Consider the following 24,325-nt stretch of genomic DNA (forward strand, 5'->3'; position numbering starts at 1 on the left):
TCAGTCCGTACGACGAGGGTAGCACATGGGGCAATCACCCGATGCCGCGGCCGACGGGTTTTGCACAGCGGAGCCGGGATTTTCGGCATCTGGCGGGACGCCGGAATCCACCCGCTCTGCACAGCATCTCCTGAAAAGCCCCGTATTTCGGCCCATCGGAACGCGCTGATATCCCGTCGGATCGACATCCGCAGGGGCAATCATGCAGGCCGCAACCTTGGACGCCGGCGTCATAAAGGACGCGGTCTCGCGGTTCGCAATCCCCTTCTGGGCCACGCTCGCTCTCAACATCATCGCGCGTGGCCAGGCCCTGTTTGCGCCGATGTACTCCATCGACAGCTACGACGTCGCCCGGAAGTCGTTCAGCGGCGAAATCGCCTATTCGCTCAGCGACGGGCGCTTCGTTCGTGCGGCAATATGGTGGCTGCAGGCGCAAATCGGGTTCCTGCCGATCGAATCCATGTCGGCGTCGATGTCGCTGTCGGTTCCGCTTTTCATCATTTCTGGCTTCATCTTCGCGGCCGCGATCATCGAGGATATCAGGCCGCAAGAAGCATTCGCATTTGCGGCACTGTTCACGCTGCATCCCTTCGCCACCGAATATTTCTATTACGGCGAAGTCACCTTCGCGACGGTCCTGGCCGTCTTCTGCGCGGCGGTGGCTGTATGGAGCGCCTATCGCGCGCCGCCGTCCTGGCACTGGCGTTCCCTTGCTATCGGAGCCGTCGTCCTTGCCCTGGGTAACTATCAGGTCGTGATCGGCCACATTGCTGCAGCAGGTCTGCTTGTCCTCGTCGCTGACCTCAGCCGCGGTACCGCTTCGAAGTCCGGGCTTTCGGTTCTGCTCGGTCGTTTCGTGCGCCGCACGATTGTGCTGCTGGCCGGCCTCGCCGTTTATGTGCTGTGCTTGATGGCGACCAGGCATCTGTTTCCTGCGGTTGCTTCAGGGAGGGCCTTTCGTTCCGGTTCACCGGATCTCTCTCAAAAGCTTCACACGCTCGGGGCGGCGATGCGGATTTCCTTTCTGCCGGCGCAGGACGCGATCCCCGCGATTTCGATCGTGGCAGTCCTCGCGCTCGTGCTCGGCGTCCTCCTGCTGCTGCGAATGATCCGGCAGCGACGGGGCATTGTCGCAGCGCTCGTTGCGGCACAGGTCATCGTGCTTGCGACGGCGTGTGCCGTGGTTGCCCCACTCATCGGCGGTGTCGCCTCGCTCGCGCCGAGACTGCTGTCGCCGGTCGCGCTATGTATCGCGGCGCTCGGCGTGCTCGGCTTTCGATCCGCGTTCGCCAAGCTGAGCCTCTGTCTCGCCGTCGCATTTGCCATTGTCGTCGCGGGTTACGTTGGGGCCGATGCCTCGATCCTGTTCGATCAGCGGCGCATGAATTTGTGGGATCATCAGGAAGCAAGCCGCATCATCGCGCGGCTTGAAGCCGAGCCCGCCTTCGGCCAGGTAACATCGCTGGCTGTCGTCGGTCGTCGGAAGACCCATCCTCTTGCGCTGCGGACGTCGTCTGTCGACATGAACACATCCGGTCTCGGCTCGCCGTGGTCCAAGCTGGGGCTGTTCGAGCAAGCGACCGGCTACCGCTTCGCGTCGCCGACGGACGCCCAATGGCAAACCGCGATCGACTATTGCGGGCACGGGGCGGTCTGGCCGGCGCCAGGTTCGGTCGGCCTGATCCGAGAGCTGGCCGTTGTCTGCCTTCCTCAGTCCCGCTGATCTCGCGAAACGCGGGTCGCGCCGGCGCCCGGATTGCCGCTTTGTTGCGCGGGCTGACTATCATTTGAGCAGCCCGCAAAACAGCAAATTAAGCAGGCGTTAGGCGGAATCTTCGAAAAAGAATCGTATTCGATCTGTGATTTGTAGTTCCGGGTTCGTTGCAGATCAGACCTCATTGCCAAAGGGAAATCCCCGATGTCTGCTGCGCTGGGTCTGAAAGCCAAGCCGATTGCCGCCGAACCCGCTGACGACGATTCCGACATCTCCGCGCTGATCAATCGCCTGACCGCGGAGGTCAACCAGATCGCGGTCGACAAGACCAAGGCGATCCAGCAGATCACCAACCAGATGAAGATGCTGGCGCTGAACGCGCTGATCGAGAGTTCGCGCGCCGGCGCACAAGGCGCGGGCTTTGCGGTGGTGGCGCAGGAGGTGCGCGGCGTCGGCCAGCAGGTCGAGACCATCGCCCGCGAGCTCGAAAGCCAGCTGACGAAGCGGACCGGCGACCTCGTCTCCTCGATCGACCGCATGAGCCAGCGTTCGCGCGGCGAGCGGATGATGGATCTGTCGCTGAACGCGATCGAGCTGATCGACCGAAACCTCTATGAACGCACCTGCGACGTGCGCTGGTGGGCGACCGATTCCGCCGTCGTCGACTGCGCGGCCTCTCCGAGCGCCGCTGCCGTCTCCCACGCCTCGCAGCGCCTCGGCGTCATCCTCGGCGCCTATACCGTCTATCTCGATCTCTGGCTTTGCGACCTCGACGGCAATGTCATTGCCAACGGCCGCGCCGACCGCTTCCGCGCCGTCGGCCAGAACGTCGCCCACACCAAATGGTTTCGCGAGGCGAAGGGCCTGCGCTCCGGCGACGACTATGTCGCCGGCGATGTCGAGAACCAGCCCCTGCTCGGCAATGCACAGGTCGCGACCTATTGCGCCAGCGTCCGCGCCGGCGGCCAGGCCAACGGCGCGCCGATCGGCGTGCTCGCCATCCATTTCGACTGGGAGCCGCAGGCCCGCGCCATCGTCCAGGGCGTGCGCATCGGCGACACCGACAAGGCGCGCGTGCTGCTGGTCGATTCGAACTTCCGCGTCATCGCCGCCTCCGACGGCCAGGGCATCCTCAGCGAGCGCATCTCGATCTCGCTGAACGGCCAGCGCTCGGGCTTCTATCACGACCGCACGGGCGCGCTGGTCGCCTTCCATGCGACGCCGGGCTACGAGACCTATCGGGGCCTCGGCTGGTACGGCGTGATCGTCTGCGGGGCGTGAGCCTGCAGGCCGACTTCAAAATTGCGAAAACAACCCCATGCACAGTAGGCTCGGGGTTGTTTTCATTGCTGTTTTTCAATCGCCAGAATGCTTCGCCAAGTGCTTTGACCCGTCGGGCAAAACACCGGCGATAGGCGACGCTCGATCCTGGCGAGAATGCCTTCAGGCCGTCGAGGTTTGCGCAGCCGTGCGCGGAAGCGAGGCCAGAAAAAGAACGGCGCAGACGCACAGCAGCACGATATCCTTGAACAGGAACTCGCCCGCCAGATTCCACGCCATGGGATCGGTCGAGAGGCTCCACTTCACCACGCCCGGCGTCGTGAAGAAGAACGACCACGTCACCGCAAAGGTGACGATGCCCATCAGCGAGCCCAGCGCCGACAGCATGGGGCTGAAGGCCCCGGCCGCGAGCAGGCCCGCAATCGCGAATTCGACGATGCCGAGAAGATAGGCCTCGCCACGGAGCCCGAACAGCGACAGCCACGACACGAACGGGCTGTTGGTGATGAACTGGGCGATCCCCTGGGCCGACTGCAACGTGAATTTCTGCATGCCGAACGAGATGAAAATCACGACCATGACCCAACGCAGGATGGCCAGCGGCCGGTAGGAGCCGCTTCCCTTTTCGGCGACATTGAACGATATGCTCATTTGAGGCACTTCTTCCCTTGACGTTTGATTGAACCAGCCCTCGCCATCGCTCTCTACGGTCGGCTGACCCCGGCGTTACGGTCATCTGCCGACCCGCCTCTCACAAGAGCGTGCGTGCAGTGTGAACGCTCCCAGACGGCGGTCGACCGAAGTCGCTGTGCGACATCCCTGGGAGGACGGCATCTTTCCACCTCAGGTTCCAACGCATTCTCTCGGGCGATTTCGACAAGGAACCCCTGTTTCGGGCGAGAGAGCCTCACGGCTCTGCTAGTATGGGCTCGGGATCCTGATGGGCGTGAGCGCGAGAGCAGGAACCAGCCCTCATCATCGCGGCCCGTAACGTTGAGGAGATAGGCCATGAAGATTGTCGTGATCGGCGGCACCGGATTGATCGGATCCAAGCTCGTGGCACAGCTCAAGCAACACGGCCATGAGGCCCTGGCAGCTTCGCCCAAATCGGGCGTGAACGCCGTGACCGGCGAAGGCCTCGCTGCGGCGCTGGCGGGCGCGGATGTCGTCGTCGATGTCGCCAACGCGCCGTCCTGGGAGCCCGCCGCCGTGCTCGAATTCTTCACGCGTTCGAGCAAGAATCTCGTCGCGGCGGAAGCGGCCGCGGGCGTGAAGCATCACGTGGCACTGTCGATCGTCGGGACGGAGCGGTCGCCCGACATTGCATATTTCCGAGCCAAGCTGGCCCAAGAGACCATCATCAAGTCCTCTGCAGTCCCCTATTCGATCGTGCGCGCCACCCAGTTCTTCGAATTCCTCGGCGCCATCGGCGAAATGGGCGCGATTGACGGCAAGATCGTCGTTCCCTCGGCGCAGTTTCAGCCGATCGCGGCCGAGGACGTGGCCGATCGCCTGGCAGAGGTCGCAACGGGCAAGCCGCTCAACGGCACGATCGATATCGCAGGGCCGGAGAAAGCTCCCTTCAACGAATTCATCGCGCGCCGCCTGAAAGCGTCCGGCGACGCCCGGCCAGTGATCGGAGACGCAAAGGCGTCCTACTACGGCGCCCCCATCGACGATGCATCGCTGAACCCGCTCGGCGAAGCCCGGCTTGGGAAGATCCCGCTCGCAACATGGCTCGCGAGCCTCTGAGACGGACGTCCTCTTCGCCGTTTCTGCACGATCAGCCGGCGCGGCGCCCCGCCATCTCCGCCGCCAGCAGCACGGCGGCGCGGCTGGCGCCGATCGAGGCGATGCCCTGGCCCGCGATGTCGTAGGCGGTGCCGTGCGCGGGCGTGCAGATCGGGAACGGGAAGCCGCCGAGCAAGGTCACGCCGCGATCGAAGCCCATCAGCTTCATCGCGATCTGGCCCTGGTCGTGATACATCGTGAGCACCGCGTCGAACGCGCCGCCCTTGGCGCGCAGAAACACGGTATCGGCGGGAAACGGTCCCTCCGCGACAATGCCCTTGCGCTGCGCGTCCGCGACCACGGGTGCGATGATGTCGATCTCCTCGCGGCCGAAATTGCCGCCGTCTCCGGCATGCGGATTGAGCCCGGCGACCGCGATGCGCGGCTGCGCGAAGCCGGCCTTGCGCATGCAGGCATCGGTCAGCTCGAGCGCGCGCTGGATGCGTTCGCTCGACAGCCGTTCGGCGACATCCCGGAGCGGAATGTGTGAGGTGACCCGCGCGTTCCACAGTTCGCCCAGCACGTTGAATTCGCTGGCAGGCGTCTTGAGGCCGACCACCTCCGCGGAGAAAGCGATCTCGTCATCATATCCGGCGCGGGCAAGCCGCATCGCCTGCTTGTTGAAGGGGGTGAAGCAGACAGCATCGACACGCGCGTCGCGACCAAGCTCCAGCGCATGCCTGTAGTTGGCGAGCGCGAACCGACCGCCGGCCAGCGTCGCGGTTTTCGGCTCGACCTCTGCGAGGGCGAGATGGCGGAGATCGACAAATAGCGCATCACCCTCTGCAGCGCGCGGGTCAGCGCCCTGCTCCACGGGCGTCAGCTCCGGCTTGACGCCCGCGATACGCATCCCCTCGTCGAAGATGCGGCGGTCACCGATCACGACGAGCCGGCAGCGGGCGCGGATGTCACTCTCGGCCAGGAGTTTCGCCGTCAGCTCCGGGCTGATGCCGGCGGGATCTCCCATCGCCAGCGCAACGAGCGGCTTTGCGGTCATATGATCACTTTCTCCTGGGCCGTCTCGGCCGTGGGCGATGCGGGCTTGCGCCAGAGGCGCGTCAGCTGCAGCACGAGCGGCAGCAGCAACAGCGCGATGCCGGCGACGATCAGGCATGTCACCAGCTTGTTGGCGAAGAAGATGCCAAGGGACCCCTTCGACATCAGCATCGACTGCCGGAACGCGTCCTCGGCCTTGTCGCCGATGACGATGGCGAGCACGAGCGGCGCCAGCGGATAGAACAGTTTCTTGAAGAGATAGCCGACGACGCCGAAGCCGAGCATCATGACCACGTCGAGATAGGAGTTCGAGACGGAATAAGCGCCGACGACGCAAATGATCACGATCAGCGGCGCGATCACCACGAAGGGAATCCGCATCAAGGCGGCAAAGACCGGAACGGTCAGCAGCACCAGGGCCACGGCGACGATATTCCCCACATACATCGAGGCGATCAGGCCCCACACAAAATCCTTCTGGTCGACGAACAGCATCGGCCCGGGATTGAGGCCCCAGATCATCAGCCCGCCCATCATGACGGCCGCGGTCGCCGAACCGGGAATGCCGAGCGAGAGCATCGGCAGCAGCGCGCTGGTGCCGGCGGCATGATCGGCGGTCTCCGGCGAGATGATGCCTTCGACCTCGCCCGTGCCGAAATAGCGGCCACGACGCGAGAAGCGGCGGGCGATGCCGTAGCTCATGAACGATGCCGCGGTCGGGCCGCCCGGCGTGATCCCCATCCAGCAGCCGATCGCGGCGCTCCGCAGCAGCGCCACGCCATGCCGCGGCAGGCGGCCGACGGCGCGAAACACCTCGGCCCAATCGATCTTGGAAGAGACCGCGCGGGCGTGAAACTCCTCCTCGACCGCAACCAGCAGCTCGCCGATGCCGAACAGGCCCATCACCGCGACGACGAAGTTGACGCCTTTCACGAGCTCGTCGACGCCCATGGTGAGGCGGACGCTGCCGGAGACCGTGTCGATGCCGATCGCCGCGATTGCAAAGCCGATCGCGAGCGCCACGATTGTCTTGACCGGCGCGGCGCCGCCCATGCCGACGAAGCTGGCAAAGGCCAGGAAATAGACCGCAAAATATTCCGCCGGTCCAAAGGCGAGTGCGACCTGCGCTACCCAGGACGCCAGGAAAGTGATGAGGATGACGCCGATCAGCGCGCCGAACGCGGCCGAGCCGAAGGCGGTGGCGAGCGCCGTGGTCGGCCGGCCGTCGCGCGCCATCGGATAGCCGTCAAAGGTGGTGGCGACCGACGAGGGCTCGCCGGGGATGTTGAACAGGATGGAGGTGACGGAGCCGCCGAACAGCGCGCCCCAATACATGCTGGAGAGCAGGATGATCGCCGACACCGGCTGCATGCCGAAGGTCAGCGGCAGCAGCAGCGACACCCCGTTGGGGGCGCCCAGCCCCGGCAGCACGCCGACGAGAATGCCGAGCAGCACGCCGACCACCATCAGCGCGAGATGCGGCACCGTAACTGCGATGGTGAAGCCGTGCAGGAGTTCCCCGAGATTATCCATCGGCCTCTCCGTCAGAAGCCAAGGGCGGCAGCGAGCGCGCCATGCGGCAGGCTGACCTGGAACATGCGCTCGAACACAACATACAGCGCCGCTGCCGTTGCCCCCGCCATGGCGAGCGCGCGCGGCACCGATTGGTGCCGCGGGATCGCCAGCACCGCAAAGACGTAGAGCGCCGAGGCGACATACATCCCGGCAAGCGGGATCGCTGCGACGAAGATCGCGGCGGGCACGAACAGGCCGGCGAGCCGGCGCAGCTCGACCTGTGTGATCGCGATTGGCACGTGAGCCAGGGACGCCATCGGCAGCACGCCCCGCACCAGATTGTAGAGGCTTCCGAGCACGATGATGCTGCCTGTCAGGAACGGAAACGTCCCGGCGTCGACGCCCGCGCTCGACCAGCCGATGCCGTTGTCGAGACTCTGGACCACGACGGCGACACCAAAGCCGCCGGTGAGGATTGCGGTCGCAAGTTCGAGCGCGCGGCGCGAGATCATCGGGGGCTCCGCTGCGGCGGCGTATTGTGGTCGAGTGTGACCCAAGCATTTTCCCAGCGCTCGGTGTCGTCCCTGCGAACGCAGGGACCCATAACCCCGGGAGCAGATTGACGACGATACGACGCCACGTCGGTATGACGACCAATGCACATCGAGAGATCACGCGGTATGGGTCCCCGCGTTCGCGGGGACGACAGCGGAGCGTGTGGCACGATGCGAGCGTCCCGCCTCACTTGACGAGCCAGCCCTGCTCGCCCGCGACCTGCTTGACGTGCTCGAGATCCTCCTTGATGAACTTGTCGAACTCGGCGCCGGTCAGGAAGGTGTCCACCTGCGAGGTCTTCTCGATGTAGTCCTTCCACTCCGGCGTCGCCTGCACCTTCTTCATGAGGTCGACATAGAACGCGGCCTGGTCCGGCGTGACCTTTCCGGGCAGCCACACCGTGCGCGGCTGCTCATATTGCTTGATGTCGAGGCCTTGCTCGACGCAGGTCGGAACGTCGCCCCAACCTTCCGTCGCCGTGACCTTGGCGCCTTGCGGCAGCCGCTTGGGGCTGAACACGCAGAGCGGTCGCTGCGTGCCGCCGCGCCATTGCCCGAGGCTTTCGCTGGGATTGTTGACGTGGGAATCGAGGTGTCCGCCGGCGAGCTGCACGGCAGTCTCGGCGCCGCTCTTGAAGGGGATGTAGGTCAGCTTGACCTTGCTGGCCTTCTCGATCATGCGCGTCAAGACCTCGTCGGTGTCCTTCGACTGCGCGCCGCCCATCTTGAACTCGCCCGATGCGGCGGCCTTCAGATAGTCGCCTGCATTTTTGTAGGGCGCGTCCTGCTTGACCCAGAGCAGGAACTCGTCCTGCGCCATCGCCGCGATCGGGGTGAGATCGGTGTAGTTGAAGGCGACCTTGGAGACGAGCGGCTGCTGCCAGGCATTCGAGGTGCCGAAGATCACCTTGTAGGGATCGCCCGCCGAGGCCTTGCCGTAGACATAGCCTTCCGCGCCGCTGCCGCCGCCCTTGTTGACGACGACGATCGGCTGCTCGGTCAGCTTGTGCTTGGTGATGATGTTCTGCACGGCGCGGGCGAGGTTGTCGGTGCCGCCGCCGGGGCCGGCGGTGGCGACGAACTCGATCGGCTTTTGCGGTTGCCAGGCGGCGAGCGCCGGCATCGTGCCGGCAAATACAATTGCGGCTGCGGAGAGCAGAAACGTTGACGGCCGACCCATGATTTCCTCCAGCTGATTTTTGTCTTTGTTGTCTTATCGACGGTCCGGTCAGGCGACGCGTTCCTCGCGTCGTTCCCGGGCCGAAACGATTGCGCCTTCTTTTTCGAGCGCTTCGATCTGCGTCTGGTCGAAGCCGTGCTCGGCCAGAACCTCTCTTGTGTGCTCGCCGTAGACCGGCGCGCCCGACAGCACCTTGCCCGGGGTCTCCGAGAACTTGACGGGAAGCCCGATCGTCTTCACGGGACCGAGCGTGGAATGATCGACCTCGACGACCATGTCGCGCGCCAGCGTCTGGGGATCACTGAGCGCCTCCAGCATGTCGTGCACCGGGCCGCACGGCACGCCCTTCTCGTCCAGCGCCGCGAGCCAATGCGCCCGCGATTTGGTGCGGAAGCGCTCGCTGAGGACGGCTTCGAGCTCCTTCAGATTGGCCATGCGGTCGGAGCCGTTGACGAAGCGCGGATCGGCGGCCAGCTCGCTGGCGCCGAGCGCCTCCAGCATCAAGAGCCAGTGCTTCTTGTTGGCGCCGCCGACCACGAGCCAGCCGTCCGAGGCCTCGAACGCCTGATACGGCGCGTTGAGCGGATGGGCCGAGCCCATCGCGCGCGGCGCAGTGCCCGCGGCGAGCGCGATGGTCGACTGCCAATAAGTCTGCACCAGGGCGGCCTCGTAGAGCGAGGTCTCGACCCACTGCCCTTCCCCGGTCTTGAGGCGATGTGTGTAGGCGGCAAGAATGCCCATGCTCGCGAGCAGGCCGGCGGTGATGTCCGACAGCGGCGGGCCGCATTTCACGGGCGGGCCATCCGGGCGCTCGCCGGTGAAGCTCATGATGCCGCTCATGGCCTGGGCGACCAGATCGAAGCCGCGGCGATGCTTGTAGGGGCCGGTGCGTCCGAAGCCCGACAGCGAGCAGTAGATCAGCGAGGGGTGCTGCTTGTGCAGCTCTTCATAGCCGAAGCCGAGCCGCTCCATCGCGCCCGGCGCAAAATTCTCGACCAACACGTCCGCATCCGCGATCAGCCGCCGCAGCACCTGCTTGCCGCCCTCGGTCTTGAGATCCAGCACGATGCCGCGCTTGTTGCGGTTCATCATCAGGAAGGACGCCGCCTCATCGCCGATCTTGGGCGGCACCGAATGACGGGTGTCGTCGCCGTTCGGGGATTTCTCGATCTTGATGACGTCGGCGCCCATGTCGGCCAGCATCAGGGTGCAGGTCGGCCCCGCCATGACATGGGTGAGATCGATGACCTTGAGGCCGGCCAGCGGTCCCGAACGGCGGGAGCCGGATTGCGAGCTTTGCATCAGGGGGCGTCCTATTGGCCGCGCCATTGCGGCGCGCGCTTGTTGAGGAAAGCATCGAGCCCTTCGCGAAAGTCCTGGCTCGTGTAGCACATCAGGATGAGGTCCTCGCCCTCGTCCTTCGTCAGCCGCTTCTGCAGGCGGGCCACCGCCTGCTTGGTCGCATTCAGCGTCAGCGGCGCATGACTGGCGAGGAGCCGGGCGACCTCCTCGGCCCGCTTCTCCAGTGCGGCGAGATCCTCGACCACCTCGCCGAGCAGCCCGACACTGGCGGCCTCCGCGGCGTCAACCAGACGCGCCGTGAAGATCAGATCCTTGACGCGCGCGGCGCCGATGAGCGCGGTGAGACGGCTGACATTGGACATCGACAGGCAGTTGCCGAGCGTCCGGGCGATCGGAAACCCCAGCTTGGCGCTCCGCGTGCCGATGCGCAGGTCGCACGCCGCGGCAATGCCCGCCCCGCCGCCCGTGCAGAACCCGTTGATCGCCGCAATGGTCGGCACCCGGCACTGTTCCAGCGTGGTCAGAACCCGATCGATGCGGTTCTCGTAGTCGATCGCGTCCTGGGGTGTCTTGAATTCGCGGAACTGGTTGATGTCGGTGCCCGAAGCGAAGGCTTTGTCGCCGGCCCCGCGCAGCACCAGCACCTTGATCGAATGGTCGCGGTTGGCTTCCTCGCAGATCCCGGCGAGGCGCTCATACATCGCGAAAGTAAAAGCGTTGCGGGCCTGGGGGCGGTTGAAGGTGATCCACCCGATCCCATCGTTGCATTCAAAAACGAGGTCGTCCGCCTGCGCCGCCGGGTCCATTTCCTCATATCCTCTTGTTTTTTACATTTTTGAATGCAAAATCTGCGATTAGCAAGCCGGAACTTGGAAATACCTGTCGGCTATTCACATTTTGCATTCAAATCGGAGCGCTGGTCCCATGCTTCACGAGGAGGTCGTCGGACGTATCCGCGCCATCCTGCTCGACGGCGAGATCCCGCCGGGCGCACGGATTCCCGAGCGCGAGCTGTGCGAGCGGCTCGAGATCTCGCGCACACCGCTGCGCGAGGCGCTCAAGGTGCTGGCCGCCGAGGGGCTCGTGCAGTTGCTGCCGCATCGCGGCTCGCGTGCGGCGAAACTGACCGACAAGGACATGCGCGACCTGTTCGAGGTCTGCCAGGGTCTGGAGGCCCTCGCCGGCGAGCTCGCTTGCGAGCGCATCACCGATGCGGAGATCGACGCGATTGCCGCGGCGCATGCGGCCATGGTGCAGCATTATCGCGAGAGCGACCTGATCCAGTACTATCGCGGCAACCGCGCCATCCACGAAGCCATCGTCGCAGCGGCCGGAAATCCCGCGCTCACAGGGCTTTACACATCCGTGACGGCGCGCATCCGCCGCGCGCGCTATGTGACGCCAATGACGCCGCAGCGCTGGGCGCTCGCCGTGAAGGAGCACGAAGCCATCCTCAATGCGCTGGAGCGCCGCGACGGAGCCGGCCTCTCCCACATCCTGCGTGCGCATCTGCGCCATAAGCGCGAAGAGGTTTTGCAGGCAGGTTTTGCCGAGACCGAGGGCAACGATCTCGCATTGCGGATCGCGTAAGCGGGGCTGCCGGCGACACAATCGGCAGACATAATCGCGACACAATCATTGATTGCATTGCTGCAAGCCTGAGAGGGTCATCCTGTCGACGATAGTCGGCAGCCGATGCTTTTTGTCGTGCGCCGGAATTGCATTTCGAATTCCGACGCGCTCCGCACGCTGGAAACCAATTCTACTTGCTAGCTTGTCTGAACCGGCGCAGCATCCAACCGCTGGCTTCAGGCCGACATAACGCGCGACAAATTCGCGCAACTCAAAAGAACAAGTGGAGGAAACGAATGACACTTAATGTCTCACGTCGATCCCTGCTCGCGCTCGGCGCAGGATTGGGAGCCAGCACCATGCTCGGCAGCAGCGCGATCGCGCGCGCACCCAAGCTCGGCACCCAGACGCCCTACTGGCACCGCTTCAATCTCGGCGATGCCGAAGTGACCGTCGTCTCCGACGGCCCGCTTCCGCTCGGCGATCCCTCCGGGACCTTCACCGGCGTTCCCAAGGAGGAGGTGAAGAAGATGCTGGCGGACAATTTCCTGTCGCCGGACAACGTCGTGCTCGAGCAGAACTCGCCGATCGTGAACACCGGCGACAAGCTGATCCTGTTCGACACGGGCATGGGCTCGTCCAAGATGTTCGGTCCCACCACGGGCCGGCAGCAGAAGAGCATGACCGAGGCCGGCATCAAGCCCGGCGACATCGACGCCATCGTGTGCTCCCACGCCCATATCGATCACATCGGCGGTATCGTGGACGACGGCGGCAAGCCGCTGTTTCCGAACGCGCAGATCTACATCTCCCAGACCGATTTCGATTTCTGGACCGACGAGGGCAAGCTCGGCAGTCCGGCCAAGGACTTCGTCGTTCACGCCCGCAAAAACCTGCTGCCGGTCCGGGACCGGATCAAGTTCTTCAAGGATGGCGAGGAATTCCTGCCCGGCGTGCAGGCGATGTCGGCGCCCGGCCACACCGTCGGCCACACCATCTTCATGGTGTCGTCGGCGGGCAAGTCCTTTGCCTTCCTCGGCGACCTCTCGCACCATTCCGTGCTGCTGCTGGAGCGGCCGCGCATGGAGTTCTCCTACGACACCGATCCCAAGCAGGCGGCGGAGTCGCGGGTGAAGCTGCTAACGATGCTCGCGGCGAACAAGATTCCCGTGATGTCGTACCACTTCGCATGGCCGGGCTACGGCCACGTCGCCAAGGCGGGTGAAGGTTTCCACTATTATCCCGAACCGATGCAGATGACGCTGTAGGTTTTCGCACACGGGTCCGGGCGGCATATGGCGCCCGGACCATCTCTCCACCGCACACTACAATTTCTGCTCTTCCTAATATCGACGAAGTCGATAGTAACCGTTGATATTATTCGTTTGTCAAAATCATTCTCCTGCGTAGCGTGAGCGACGTGGCATCGCCGGCTGGCCGCAAAGGCCGTGTCTGGCAGACGCCTCACGCACACCAGGAGCGACCATGACCACGACATCACAGAGCGACGAGTCATTCTCCCAACTGCTGCTCCGCTGGATCGCCTATCGGCTGTCAGTGACGATGGTGGCGATCACGCCGGTGCACCGCGCCAGCGACATCGCGGCCGCAGCAGCGGCGAGCAACAATCCCTGCGGGACATAAGCCGGCCGTCAGCGGCGCTTGCGCAAGTTGCGCGCGGGCGCTTCCGAAACGCGACGGGTCTGCTCGGCGGCGAGATCACGCATGAGCGCGATCGCGCTCGCAACGTGCTCCTCCGGCTGGTCGGCCGAATAGACCACATAGGCCGGCATCGAGAATTTCGGCGCGCCGCCGACCAGATGCAGCCGCCGCGCCTTCAGCAGCGGCTCGACGATCCGCTGCGCGAAATAGCCGGCGCCGCCGTTCGCCAGAACGTGCTGCAGCCCGAGCCAGCCGATATTTGCCGTCAGCGCAGGCCCGGCGAAATTCGGGAAGACGGCGGCGTGGCGGGCGTAGAACTCCGGGCCCCAGTCGACATAGACGTAGCCGTCCTGCGGCTCGGGTTCGCTCCTGGGGTTGGTCGAGACCAGCACGAGCTGCTCCTCGAACAGCAGCTCGACCTTGAGGCCCGGCCGGCTTTGCGGCGTGTACATCACGCCGATGTCGATACGTCCCTCGACCAGCCCTTGCATCAGCTCCGGCTCGAGCGCGCTCTCGGCGCGGATCGAGATCTGCGGATTGGCCTCCTGCATGCCGGGGACCCACAGCAGCAAAAATTCCTCCCAGAGGCCGATGCGTCCGCCGACCACGAGCCCACCGCTGAAACCCTTGGGCACTCCGACGTCGTGCCGGGCCTGCTCGACGGTGCGCACCAGCGTCGCGGCGTGGCGTTGGAACTGCCGCCCCGCCGCCGTCAGGGCTGCGCCCGCCTTGTTGCGAACGAACAGCGTGCAGCCGAGCAGCTCTTCGAGGGAATGAATCCGCGTGCTGACCGTGGACTGGCTGACATGAAGCCGCTCGGCGGCCGAGATGAAATTGCCGGTCGCCACCACCGTCAGAAATGTCCGCGCGAGCTCGGTATCCACGGCACGCTCCTCACATCGATCTTTTCGATATGAAAGACGTTCGTTTTGGGGATGTCAAACCAGCAAGCTAGCCTATTCCGCCGGCTCGGCGGCGGGAGCCGAAACCGGCACGCCCGCGTCCGTCCGCCTGCCCGGGAAGATCCGCTTCACCAGCACGAACAGCGCCGGCACGAAGAAGATGCCGAGCACGGTGGCCGCGATCATGCCGCCGGCTACCCCGATGCCGACCGCGTTCTGGCTGGCCGAGCCCGCCCCTGTCGCCACCGCCAGCGGCAGCACGCCGAGGATGAAGGCGAGCGAGGTCATCAGGATCGGGCGAAGCCGCTGGCGGGCCGCATGCAGCGTTGCGTCGACGAGGCTGCGACCGGAGGCGATCTGGTCCAGGGCGAATTCGACGATCAGGATGGCGTTCTTCGAGGCGAGGCCAATCGTCGTGAGCAGGCCGACCTGGAAATAGACGTCGTTGGCCTGGCTGAACAGGCTCGCCGCCAGCAGCGCGCCGAGCACGCCGATCGGCACCGTCAGCATCACCGCGAAGGGGACGGACCAGCTCTCGTACAGCGCGGCGAGGCTGAGGAAGACGATCAGCAGCGAGATCGAATAGAGGTACAGCGTCTGGCTGCCGGTCAGCCGCTCCTGGAACGACAGGCCGGTCCATTCGTGGCCGTAACCTTTGGGGAGCTTGGCCATCTGCTCCTCCACCGCCTGCATCGCGACGCCCGAGCTGGTGCCCGGCGCGGCCTGGCCCTGCAGCTCGACGGCGGCAACGCCGTTGTAGCGCTCGAGGCGCGGCGAGCCAAAGCTCCAGCGATCGGTGGCGACCGCCGAGAACGGCACCATCGAGCCCGCGGCGTTGCGGACATACCAGCGGCCGATATCGCTGCTGTCCATGCGGAACGGTGCATCGCTCTGCACATAGACCTGCTTGACGCGGCCGCGGTCGATGAAGTCGTTGACATAGGCCCCGCCCCACGCCGCCGACAGCGTGGTGTTGAGATCGCTCAGGTTGACGCCGAGCGCCGTGGCCTTGGCCTGGTCGACGTCGAGATTGAACTGCGGCGTGTCGTCCTGGCCGTTCGGCCGCGCCTGCGCCACGCGCTTGTCCGCCGCGAGCTGGCCGAGCAGCTGGTTGCGGGCCTGGATCAGCGCGTCGTGGCCGTTGCCGCCGGTATCCTGCAGATAGAGGTCGAAGCCGCCGGCATTGCCGAAGCCCGGAATGGAGGGCGGCAGCACCGCGAACACCATGGCGTCGCGGATCTTCATGAACGCCCCCATGGCGCGGCCGGCCACCGCCTGTGCCGAGGCTGCGGGGCTCCTGCGCTCGTCGAACGGCTTCAGGCTGACGAAGGCAAGGCCCACATTCTGGCCCTGCCCCGCGAAGCTGAAGCCGCTGACCGCGAACACGCCTTCGACCGCATCCTTCTCGTTGTCGAGATATTGGTGCTCGACCTGCTTGATGACATCGAGCGTGCGCGTCGAGGTCGCGCCGACCGGAAGCTGGATCAGCGTCATGATCGTGCCCTGGTCCTCCTCGGGCAGGAACGAGCTCGGCAGGCGCTGGAACAGGACAACCATGCCGGCGACGATGGCGGCAAAGGCGACCAGCACGACCGCGACGCGCCGGATCGCACCGCCCGCGGTGCGCTGATAGCCGTGCGCCATGCGCTCGAAGCCGCGGTTGAACAGGCCGAACAAGCCGCGCTGGTTGCCATGGTGCTTCGCCGGCTTCAGGATCGTAACGCACAGCGCCGGCGTCAGCACCAGCGCCACCAGCACCGACAGCAGCATCGCCGTGACGATGGTGAGCGCGAACTGGCGATAGATGATGCCGACCGAGCCGTTGAAGAACGCCATCGGGATGAACACGGCCGAGAGCACGACGCCGATGCCGACCAGCGCGCCCGTGATCTCGCGCATCGATTTCTCGGTCGCCTCGCGCGGGCCGAGGTTTTCCTCGGCCATCACGCGCTCGACGTTCTCGACCACGACGATGGCATCGTCGACCAGCAGGCCGATCGCCAGCACCATCGCGAACATCGTCAGCGTGTTGATGGAATAGCCCGCGAGCGAGAGCACGCCGAAGGTGCCGAGCAGCACGACGGGCACCGCGATGGTCGGAATCAGGGTCGCGCGCCAGCTCTGCAGGAACACGAACATCACGACGAAGACCAGCGCGATCGCCTCGAACAGGGTGTGGATCACCTTCTCGATCGACAGCTTGACGAAGGGCGTGGTGTCGTAGGGATACACGACCCGCAGCCCCTCCGGCATGGTCGCACTGAGCTGGGCCACGCGCGCCTTCACCGCTTCCGAGGTCGCAACCGCATTGGCGCCGGTCGCAAGGCTGATGCCCATGCCTGAGGCCGGCTTGCCGTTGTAGCGCGCCGCGGAATCATAGGACTTCGAGCCGATCTCGACACGCGCGACGTCGCCGATGCGCACCGTCTGGCCTGATGTCGCGGTGCGCAAAATGATGTCCTTGAACTGCGCGACCGTCTGCAGGCGGCTCTGCGAGGTGATGGTGGCATTGAGCTGCTGGCCGCCGACCGCCGGCAGGCCGCCGAGCTGGCCGGCCGTCACTTGCGTGTTCTGGGTCTGGATCGCGGCGGTCACGTCGCCGGGCATCAGATTGTATTTCGCCAGCTTGTCGGGATCGAGCCAGATGCGCATGGCGTATTCGGCGCCGAACAACGTCACCTGGCCGACGCCCGCGACGCGGCTGATGGGATCGTTGACGGAGGATGCCACGTAATCGGCGATGTCGCTGGCGGCTAGCCTTCCGTCCTCGGAGACGAAGCCGAGCACCATCAGGAAGCTCGCCGACGACTTCACGACCTTGATGCCCTGCTGCTGCACGACCTGCGGCAGCAAGGGGGTGGCGAGCTGCAGCTTGTTCTGCACCTGCACCTGGGCGATGTCGGCATCGGCCTCGTTGGTGAAGGTCAGCGAGATCTGCACCTGACCGGTCGAGGTGCTCGACGACGACATGTACTGGAGATAGTCGAGACCGGTCATGTTCTGCTCGATGACCTTGGTCACCGAGTTCTCGGCCGTCTCGGCGTTGGCGCCGGGATAGGTCGCCGTGATCGTGACCACGGTCGGCGCGATTTGCGGATATTGCGCGATCGGCAGCCGCATGATCGCGAGCACGCCGCCCAGCATGATCAGGATGGCGATGACCCAGGCAAAGATCGGCCGCTTGATGAAGAAATGGGACATGACTTTATTGTTCTGTGGTGGCGGATGCTGGCCGCGCATCGGCCTGCCGCGTCGGGTTCACGGTGAGGCCGGTTGCAGTATCGACCGCGACCTCGACGGTCTTGACGGGGGCGCCGGGGCGCGCCTTCTGCGTTCCCTCCAGGACGAGGCGATCGCCGGCCTTGGCGCCGGAGCGAACCAGCCAGTTGCTGCCGACACCCTCCCCGAGCTCCAGCGTGCGCTGCTCGACCTTGCCGTCCTTGTCGACGAACATCGCCACCGCCTGCCCCAGCGGATTGCGCGAGACGGCGCGCTGCGGCACCAGGATCGCGTTGGGATCGACGCCGGCGACGACGCGGGCGCGCACATACATGCCGGGCAGCAGCGCCCGCTCGGGATTGGCGAAGACCGCGCGCGAGGACACCGAGCCGGTGCTCTCGTTGACGCTGGCGTCGGTGAAACCGTACTTGCCCTTGTGGCCGTAGGTCTTGCCGCTCTCCATCAGGAGCTCGACCTGCACGCCCTCGGCGGGTCGCTTGAGCTTTCCGCCTGCGATCTGGCTGCGCAGGCACTCCATCTCGGAGGTCGACTGGTCGAGATCGACATAGACGGGATCGAGCTGCTGGATCGTGGTCATCGCCGTCGCCTGGCTCGCAGTCACGAGCGCGCCGGGCGTGATGGTCGACTTGCCGATGCGGCCCGAGATCGACGCGGTGACCTTGGTGCGGTCGAGCGAGATCGCGGCGGTGTCGCGGTTGGCTTCCGCAGCCTTCAGGTCGGCCTCGCCCTGCTTGTAGGCGGCAACGGCATCATCGACATCCTGCTGGCTGGCCGCGTTGGTTTGAAGGAGCTGGGTCTTGCGCGCAGCCTTCAGCTTGACGCTGACGAGGGTTGCCTCCGACTTCTGCACCGCGGCCTCGGCGCTCGCCAGACCTGCCTTGTATTGCACCGGATCGATCTCGTAGAGCAGATCGCCTTCCCTCACCTCGGCGCCTTCGACGAAGTCGCGCTTGAGCAGAATGCCGGTGACTTGCGGCCGCACCTCGGAGACCTGGTAGGCGACGACGCGGCCCGGCAGAACCGTCGAGATCTTCGCCTCCTGCGGCTTCAGGGTCATGATGCCGACCTCCGGCACCATCTGCGGCGACGACGCCTGCGGGCTCTGCTCGCCGCATGCCGCAAGCAGCAGCGCAATCAGGGGGGCGGCGCGGAAGATCAGGGGAGTCATCAAGACGATCCATGGGTAAGCCTGCGGTCCGTCAAACGGAAACACGCACGGAAACATTCGGAAACTATTCAGTTTCCATCTGGAAACTTGGTAGTTTCCTTGCCTTAAGTCAAGTGCTAGGCTGCCTCCGAAACGGCGTTCAAGCAGTCGTGAAGCAGCTCAGATTCAAGGCGGGTGTTTCCATGGCGAGAGAATCCAGCAGTCAAAGACGCGCGAACCCGCCGTCGGAGCGGACCGGGACGACCGCGGGTCTCCCCGCCCCGGACGCGCGCATGTTACAATTGCTGGCGGCGGCAAAGGACACCTTCACCAGCAAGGGCTTTGCCGCGACCACCATGGACGACATCGCCAGTGCCGCCGGGATGTCGAAGAAGACGCTCTACAAATTGTTCGAGAGCAAGACCGAGCTGTTTCGCGCCATGCTGCTGCGCAGCCTGCCCGCAGCGGACTTCACCGATGCGTCCCTGGAAGGCTCACCCGTGACCCGGCTTCGCAGCATGCTGCGCGAGGCCGCCGACGTGGCGTTGTCGCCGGGCGAGATCGCGCTGCAGCGCCTGATCATCGGCGAGCGCCAGGCCTCGCCTGCGCTCGGGCGCATGTTCGCCGAGGTCATCATGGACTCCGGCACCGATCAGGTCGTCGAGCTGCTCAAGGCGGCGGGTCTGGAGCCTCGCTTCGAAGGCGTGCCGCTTCGCCTGGTCGCCGAGATGCTGTTCGGCATGGTGTTCGGCCACGACCATTTCAGGCTGTTGACCGATACCGGATTCAAGCTCAATCGCCGCGTGCTGGACAAGCGGATCGATCTGGCGATCGCGACGTTCTGTGCGCCCGACGATCAGGCGAGCGCGCCGCAGCGCCCGGTCTGAGCGAAGCTCAGCAGCCGAGCTTGTCGGCGATCCCGCCGAAATCCCTGGCGACGATGTCCCAATTGCCGGTGGCCTCGAAATCGACCTTCTGAAGCGGGCCGTACTCGGTCGGCCTCGCCACGAACGCGGTCTTCAGCCCGTTCTTCTGCGCAGCGGCGAGATCGCCATTGTGCGCGGCGACCATCATCACCTCGTCCGGCTTGAGGCAGAGCAGCTTGGCCGCGCCGAGATAGGTCTCGGGATCCGGCTTGTAGTGCTCGAACAGCTCGGCCGACATGACGAGGTCCCACGGCAGGCCGGCGAACTTCGCCATATTGGTGAGCAACGCGACGTTGCCGTTGGAGAGCGGCGAGATCACGAATTTCGTCTTCAGCCGCGTCAGGCCGGCGACGCTGTCGGGCCAGGGATTGAGGCGGTGCCAGCCTTTGGTAAGGTGGTCGAGATCGGCTTCGGTGAGGCCCTTGATCGCGAATTGATCGACCAGCTTTTCCAGCGAGCGGCGATGCAGATCGTCGAGCATGACATAGCCGCGCTCGGGATGCCGGCGCACGTCGTCCATCGAGGCCATGTACATGCCGCGCCAGCCGTCGACCAAAGCGGTCCAGTCGGCCTTGATACCACGCTGCCTGCTCCACCACATGAAGTCGGAGATCAGGCTGGTGCGCCAGTCCACGACCGTGCCGAAGACGTCGAAGACGAGGGCTTTGACGGCGGAGAGATCGGACATGCGCGCTTCCCTCTTGTTGTTCTTGTTGTCATTCCGGGGCGACGGGACCGCGCAAGGCGCGGCCCGGAGAGCCCGGAATCCATTTCACACCGACTTTGCCGCCCGATGGATTCCGGATTCTCCGGGCCGCACTTTGCGCGGGCCCGTCGCCCCCGGAATGACGGAGGTCTTAGTCCAGGTGGAACTTGGCGAGCTCGCGGTGCTCGGCCTTGATGTAGCGCACGGTACCAGTGACGGAGCGCATCACCACCGTCTCGGTTTCGATCACGCCGTCCTTGCGGAATTTCACGCCCGACAGCAACGAGCCCGTGGTGACGCCGGTGGCCGCGAACAGGCAGTCGCCGCGCGCCATGTCCTCGATGCCGTAGATCATCTTGGGATCGTTGACGCCCATCTTGGCGGCGCGCTCGATCTTCTCGCCGGAATCCAGGATCAGGCGGCACTGCATCTGGCCGCCGATGCAGCGCAGCGCAACGGCCGCGAGCACGCCTTCCGGCGCGCCGCCGGTGCCGAGATACATGTCGACACCGGTGTTGTCGGGGTCGGCGCAGTGGATCACGCCGGCGACGTCGCCGTCGGTGATCAGGCGCACGGCAGCGCCGGTCGAGCGCACGCTCTCGATGATGCTGGCATGGCGCGGACGATCGAGCACGAGCACCGTGATGCCGTCGGGCTGGACACCCTTGGCCTTGGCGAGGCGGCGGACGTTGTCGGCGGGCGAGGCATCGAGATCGACGACGCCCTTGTCGTAGCCGGGGCCGATCGCGAGCTTCTGCATGTAGACGTCGGGGGCGTGCAGCAGGGTGCCGCCGTCGGCCATCGCCATGGTGGCGATCGAGCCCGGCATGTTCTTGGCGCACAGCGTGGTGCCTTCGAGCGGATCGACCGCGATGTCGACCTGCGGGCCGGCGTTCATGCCGACCTTCTCACCGATGAAAAGCATCGGCGCCTCGTCGCGCTCGCCCTCGCCGATCACGATGGTGCCCTCGATCGGAAGCTTGTTGAGCTCGCGGCGCATGGCGTCCACCGCGGCCTGATCGGCCGCCTTCTCGTTGCCGTGCCCGCGCAGCCGCGCCGACGATACCGCCGCCCGCTCCGTCACGCGCACGATCTCCAGCGTCAGGATGCGCTCGAGCAAGGCTTGCGGCGGGACTGAAATATGGGTCGACATCGGCTAACTCCTTCGAAACGGTTCTGGACGGAAATCTCCGCCCGCATCAACTCGCAACAACGGCGGTTCGTTCGAACCGCCTGGTGGCTTTCACGCTCAGTTCTTCTCGATCCTGATGACCTGCGGCCGCCCGCTGATCACCTTGTCCTTCTGCACGGCGGCGAGCGCGCGGCGCACGGCGTCCTCGTGGGTGGCGTAAGTGATCAGGATGACGGGCACGGGGACCGCCTTGCCGTTCGCGGGGGCAACGCCGCCATTGGGATGACGCTGCACGATCGACTCGATCGAAATCTTCTGCTCGGCAAGCCGCGTCGCGATCGCAGCCGCGGTGCCCGGGAAGTCGCGGGCCAGGAGGCGGATGTAATAGCCGCCCTCGTGGCGCTCCATCGGCGCCTTCTTGGTGTCACGCAGCTGCGCGATCGGCCGGCCGAACGGATTGGCGCGGATGCCGCGCGCAACGTCGGCGATATCGGCGACGACGGCGGACGCGGTGGCAGCGCCACCCGCACCGGGCCCGACCAGCGTGATCGGCGGAATCCCCTCGCCGTCGATCGTGACCGCATTGGTGACACCCATCACCTGCGCGATCGAGGAGGATTTCGGAACCATGGTCGGATGCACGCGCTGCTCGATGCCCTTGGCGGTGCGAACGGCAACGCCGAGCAGCTTGAGCCGGTAACCGAGATCGTCGGCGGCGCGCAGATCCTCCGGCGCAATGGATGAGATGCCTTCGACATACACCGCGCTTTGAGCAACTTTCGTGCCGAAAGCGAGGCTGGCCAGGATCGCGAGCTTCTGCGCGGTATCGTGACCGTCGACGTCGAAGGACGGGTTGGCCTCGGCATAGCCGAGCCGTTGCGCGTCCTTGAGACATTCGGCGAAGGACAGCCCTTCCTGCTCCATCCGCGTCAGGATGTAATTGCAGGTGCCGTTGAGGATGCCGTAGACGCGGTTGATGCCGGTGCCGGCAAGACCCTCGCGCAACGTCTTGATCACGGGGATCGCAGCGCCGACGGCTGCCTCGAAATTCAGCGCGCCGCCGTGCTTTTCGGCGGCTTTCGCGAGCTTGATGCCGTGCTTGGCGAGCAAGGCCTTGTTCGCGGTGACAACCGACTTGCCGGCGTTCAGTGCGGCTTCGACCGCGGAGAGCGCGGGATCGCCGGCGCCGCCCATCAGCTCGACGAAGCAATCGATGCCGGGATGCGTCGCCAGCGCCATGGGGTCCTTGGCCCATTCGACGCCGCGCAGGTCGATGCCGCGCTTCTTCGCTTTCGAGCGCGCGGTGACGGCAACGACGCGAATGCCGCGGCCGCTACGGCCCGCGAGCACGCGCGCCTGCGTTTCGATCAAACGGACCACTTCGGCGCCCACGGTGCCGAGCCCCGCTATGCCCACTTTCAGGGGTGCAACCATGATGTCTTAGAAAACCTGCCGAAGAGAACTTAACGCCGATTGGCGAGCGGAACGACGTTGTGCAACGTTTCGATGCCGCTTTCAAGGAAGCGGCGCACGCCGCGGGCGGCCTGCCTGATCCGTTGCTCGTTTTCCACCATGGCGATGCGGACATATCCTTCACCATGCTCGCCGAAGCCGACGCCGGGCGAGACCGCGACGCCGGATTTCTCCACCATCAAGGTGGCGAACTGCATGCTGCCGACGCTGCGGAAGGCTTCCGGCAGCGGCACCCAGGCGAACATCGAGGCCTCCGGCGGCGGGATGTCCCAGCCGGCGCGGCCGAACGATTCCACCAGCGCGTCGCGGCGCTTGCGGTAGGTGTCGCGCATCTCCTTGATGCAATCGTCCGGGCCGTTCAGCGCGGCGGTCGCCGCGACCTGGACCGGCGTGAAGGCGCCGTAATCGAGGTAGGATTTGACGCGGGCGAGCGCGGCGATCACGCGCTCATTGCCGACCGCGAAGCCCATGCGCCAGCCGGCCATCGAATAGGTCTTGGACATCGAGGTGAACTCGACGGTGACGTCCATCGCGCCCGGCACCTGCAGCACCGAGGGCGGCGGGTTGCTCTCGTCGAAATAGACCTCGGCATAAGCGAGATCGGACAGGATCAGGATCTCGTGCTTCTTCGCGAAGGCGACGAGGTCCTTGTAGAAATCGAGGCTCGCGACATAGGCGGTCGGGTTCGAGGGATAGCAGACGACGAGCGCGAGCGGCTTCGGGATCGAATGGATGATCGCCCGCTCGGCCGCCTCGAAGAATTCCGGCGTCGGCTCGGAGGGCACCGAGCGGATCACGCCGCCCGCCATCAGGAAGCCGAAGGCGTGAATCGGATAGCTCGGGTTCGGACAGAGGATGACGTCGCCGGGCGCGGTAATCGCCTGCGCCACGTTGGCGAAGCCTTCCTTGGAGCCCAGCGTCGCCACCACCTGGGTGTCGGGATTGAGCTTCACGCCGAAGCGGCGGGCATAGTAGGCGGCCTGGGCCTTGCGCAGGCCGTTGATGCCGCGGGAGGCCGAGTAGCGGTCCGTGCGCGGCTTGCCCAAGGTCTCCTTGAGCTTCTCCAGCACATGGGCCGGTGCCGGCAGGTCCGGATTGCCCATGCCGAGGTCGATGATGTCGGCGCCGGCATTCCGCGCGGCCGCCTTGGCCCGGTTGACCTGCTCAAACACGTAAGGCGGAAGGCGGCGGATGCGGTAAAATTCTTCCATGGCTCTCTGGGCTCCGGGCAA

General features: G+C 65.3%; 22 protein-coding genes. 7 read left to right on the forward strand and 15 right to left on the reverse strand.

The window, feature by feature from the left end:
* Positions 1 to 202 precede the first annotated feature (202 nt).
* Both QRQ56_RS07455 and QRQ56_RS07460 read left to right on the forward strand, forming a co-directional pair.
* Entirely contained in the window at positions 203 to 1,723 is a 1,521-nt protein-coding gene (locus QRQ56_RS07455; RefSeq protein WP_438738785.1) for a glucosyltransferase domain-containing protein, read from the forward strand.
* A gap of 195 nt (positions 1,724 to 1,918) precedes the next feature.
* Positions 1,919 to 2,995 carry a methyl-accepting chemotaxis protein gene (locus QRQ56_RS07460; RefSeq protein ID WP_438738787.1) on the forward strand — a complete coding sequence of 359 codons (1,077 nt, stop codon included), beginning with the start codon at positions 1,919 to 1,921 and terminating at the stop codon, positions 2,993 to 2,995.
* Between the two features lie 162 nt (positions 2,996 to 3,157).
* Here QRQ56_RS07460 and QRQ56_RS07465 read toward each other — a convergent pair whose 3' ends face one another.
* Positions 3,158 to 3,646 (reverse strand): DUF417 family protein, encoded by a 489-nt coding sequence (locus tag QRQ56_RS07465; protein ID WP_438738788.1) that lies wholly within the window; start codon positions 3,644 to 3,646, stop codon positions 3,158 to 3,160.
* A gap of 357 nt (positions 3,647 to 4,003) precedes the next feature.
* Between QRQ56_RS07465 and QRQ56_RS07470 the strand changes: the two genes are divergently transcribed.
* Complete coding sequence (locus tag QRQ56_RS07470) at positions 4,004 to 4,747, forward strand: SDR family oxidoreductase (protein WP_438738790.1); 744 nt, start codon at positions 4,004 to 4,006, stop codon at positions 4,745 to 4,747.
* Positions 4,748 to 4,778: 31 nt separating this feature from the next.
* Here the strand turns inward: QRQ56_RS07470 and QRQ56_RS07475 are convergent, their stop codons facing one another.
* The 6 genes from QRQ56_RS07475 to QRQ56_RS07500 all read right to left on the reverse strand — a co-directional run bounded on the left by QRQ56_RS07475 (position 4,779) and on the right by QRQ56_RS07500 (position 11,139).
* Entirely contained in the window at positions 4,779 to 5,783 is a 1,005-nt protein-coding gene (locus QRQ56_RS07475) for a 4-hydroxythreonine-4-phosphate dehydrogenase PdxA (RefSeq protein WP_438738792.1), read from the reverse strand.
* Positions 5,780 to 7,315 carry a tripartite tricarboxylate transporter permease gene (locus QRQ56_RS07480; RefSeq protein WP_438738794.1) on the reverse strand — a complete coding sequence of 512 codons (1,536 nt, stop codon included), beginning with the start codon at positions 7,313 to 7,315 and terminating at the stop codon, positions 5,780 to 5,782. The genes QRQ56_RS07475 and QRQ56_RS07480 overlap by 4 nt, the downstream gene beginning before the upstream one ends.
* A gap of 11 nt (positions 7,316 to 7,326) precedes the next feature.
* The gene (locus tag QRQ56_RS07485; RefSeq protein ID WP_438738796.1) at positions 7,327 to 7,809 is read right to left on the reverse strand and encodes a tripartite tricarboxylate transporter TctB family protein; all 483 of its coding nucleotides are present in this window, start codon (positions 7,807 to 7,809) and stop codon (positions 7,327 to 7,329) included.
* A 229-nt stretch (positions 7,810 to 8,038) separates the two neighbouring features.
* A complete protein-coding gene (locus QRQ56_RS07490; protein ID WP_438738798.1) occupies positions 8,039 to 9,031 on the reverse strand; it encodes a Bug family tripartite tricarboxylate transporter substrate binding protein in 993 nt (330 codons plus the stop codon).
* 48 nt (positions 9,032 to 9,079) lie between these two features.
* Positions 9,080 to 10,333 carry a CaiB/BaiF CoA transferase family protein gene (locus tag QRQ56_RS07495; RefSeq protein WP_438738800.1) on the reverse strand — a complete coding sequence of 418 codons (1,254 nt, stop codon included), beginning with the start codon at positions 10,331 to 10,333 and terminating at the stop codon, positions 9,080 to 9,082.
* An 11-nt stretch (positions 10,334 to 10,344) separates the two neighbouring features.
* Positions 10,345 to 11,139: an enoyl-CoA hydratase/isomerase family protein gene (locus QRQ56_RS07500; protein ID WP_438738802.1), complete on the reverse strand. Its 795-nt coding sequence runs from the start codon at positions 11,137 to 11,139 to the stop codon at positions 10,345 to 10,347.
* 118 nt (positions 11,140 to 11,257) lie between these two features.
* Between QRQ56_RS07500 and QRQ56_RS07505 the strand changes: the two genes are divergently transcribed.
* Positions 11,258 to 11,923 carry a GntR family transcriptional regulator gene (locus QRQ56_RS07505; RefSeq protein WP_438738804.1) on the forward strand — a complete coding sequence of 222 codons (666 nt, stop codon included), beginning with the start codon at positions 11,258 to 11,260 and terminating at the stop codon, positions 11,921 to 11,923.
* Positions 11,924 to 11,968: 45 nt separating this feature from the next.
* Here QRQ56_RS07505 and QRQ56_RS07510 read toward each other — a convergent pair whose 3' ends face one another.
* Positions 11,969 to 12,208: a hypothetical protein gene (locus QRQ56_RS07510; protein ID WP_438738805.1), complete on the reverse strand. Its 240-nt coding sequence runs from the start codon at positions 12,206 to 12,208 to the stop codon at positions 11,969 to 11,971.
* Here QRQ56_RS07510 and QRQ56_RS07515 point away from each other — a divergent pair.
* Positions 12,202 to 13,173, forward strand: coding sequence for an MBL fold metallo-hydrolase (locus tag QRQ56_RS07515; protein WP_438738808.1), 972 nt, complete (start codon positions 12,202 to 12,204; stop codon positions 13,171 to 13,173). The two genes, QRQ56_RS07510 and QRQ56_RS07515, sit on opposite strands and share 7 nt — an antisense overlap.
* A 217-nt stretch (positions 13,174 to 13,390) precedes the next feature.
* Positions 13,391 to 13,549: a hypothetical protein gene (locus QRQ56_RS07520; RefSeq protein WP_438738810.1), complete on the forward strand. Its 159-nt coding sequence runs from the start codon at positions 13,391 to 13,393 to the stop codon at positions 13,547 to 13,549.
* Between the two features lie 8 nt (positions 13,550 to 13,557).
* On the opposite strand, the gene QRQ56_RS07525 is transcribed toward QRQ56_RS07520, so the two are convergent.
* The 3 genes from QRQ56_RS07525 to QRQ56_RS07535 all read right to left on the reverse strand — a co-directional run bounded on the left by QRQ56_RS07525 (position 13,558) and on the right by QRQ56_RS07535 (position 18,877).
* Positions 13,558 to 14,451 (reverse strand): LysR family transcriptional regulator, encoded by an 894-nt coding sequence (locus QRQ56_RS07525; RefSeq protein ID WP_438738812.1) that lies wholly within the window; start codon positions 14,449 to 14,451, stop codon positions 13,558 to 13,560.
* A 72-nt stretch (positions 14,452 to 14,523) separates the two neighbouring features.
* Complete coding sequence (locus QRQ56_RS07530) at positions 14,524 to 17,670, reverse strand: efflux RND transporter permease subunit (protein ID WP_438738813.1); 3,147 nt, start codon at positions 17,668 to 17,670, stop codon at positions 14,524 to 14,526.
* Between the two features lie 4 nt (positions 17,671 to 17,674).
* Positions 17,675 to 18,877, reverse strand: a complete 1,203-nt coding sequence (locus QRQ56_RS07535; RefSeq protein WP_438738815.1) for an efflux RND transporter periplasmic adaptor subunit — start codon at positions 18,875 to 18,877, stop codon at positions 17,675 to 17,677.
* A 272-nt stretch (positions 18,878 to 19,149) separates the two neighbouring features.
* Here QRQ56_RS07535 and QRQ56_RS07540 point away from each other — a divergent pair, with 272 nt between their 5' ends.
* The gene (locus QRQ56_RS07540; RefSeq protein ID WP_438738817.1) at positions 19,150 to 19,743 is read left to right on the forward strand and encodes a TetR/AcrR family transcriptional regulator; all 594 of its coding nucleotides are present in this window, start codon (positions 19,150 to 19,152) and stop codon (positions 19,741 to 19,743) included.
* 7 nt (positions 19,744 to 19,750) lie between these two features.
* Here QRQ56_RS07540 and QRQ56_RS07545 read toward each other — a convergent pair whose 3' ends face one another.
* The 4 genes from QRQ56_RS07545 to QRQ56_RS07560 all read right to left on the reverse strand — a co-directional run bounded on the left by QRQ56_RS07545 (position 19,751) and on the right by QRQ56_RS07560 (position 24,304).
* Positions 19,751 to 20,470: a haloacid dehalogenase type II gene (locus tag QRQ56_RS07545; RefSeq protein ID WP_438738819.1), complete on the reverse strand. Its 720-nt coding sequence runs from the start codon at positions 20,468 to 20,470 to the stop codon at positions 19,751 to 19,753.
* Between the two features lie 169 nt (positions 20,471 to 20,639).
* Positions 20,640 to 21,641, reverse strand: a complete 1,002-nt coding sequence (gene glpX / locus QRQ56_RS07550; RefSeq protein ID WP_438738821.1) for a class II fructose-bisphosphatase — start codon at positions 21,639 to 21,641, stop codon at positions 20,640 to 20,642.
* Positions 21,642 to 21,737: 96 nt separating this feature from the next.
* Complete coding sequence (locus QRQ56_RS07555; protein ID WP_438738823.1) at positions 21,738 to 23,054, reverse strand: homoserine dehydrogenase; 1,317 nt, start codon at positions 23,052 to 23,054, stop codon at positions 21,738 to 21,740.
* 29 nt (positions 23,055 to 23,083) lie between these two features.
* Entirely contained in the window at positions 23,084 to 24,304 is a 1,221-nt protein-coding gene (locus QRQ56_RS07560) for an LL-diaminopimelate aminotransferase (RefSeq protein WP_438738825.1), read from the reverse strand.
* Positions 24,305 to 24,325 lie beyond the last annotated feature (21 nt).

Source organism: Bradyrhizobium sp. U531 (assembly GCF_051710265.1).
GTDB lineage: Bacteria > Pseudomonadota > Alphaproteobacteria > Rhizobiales > Xanthobacteraceae > Bradyrhizobium.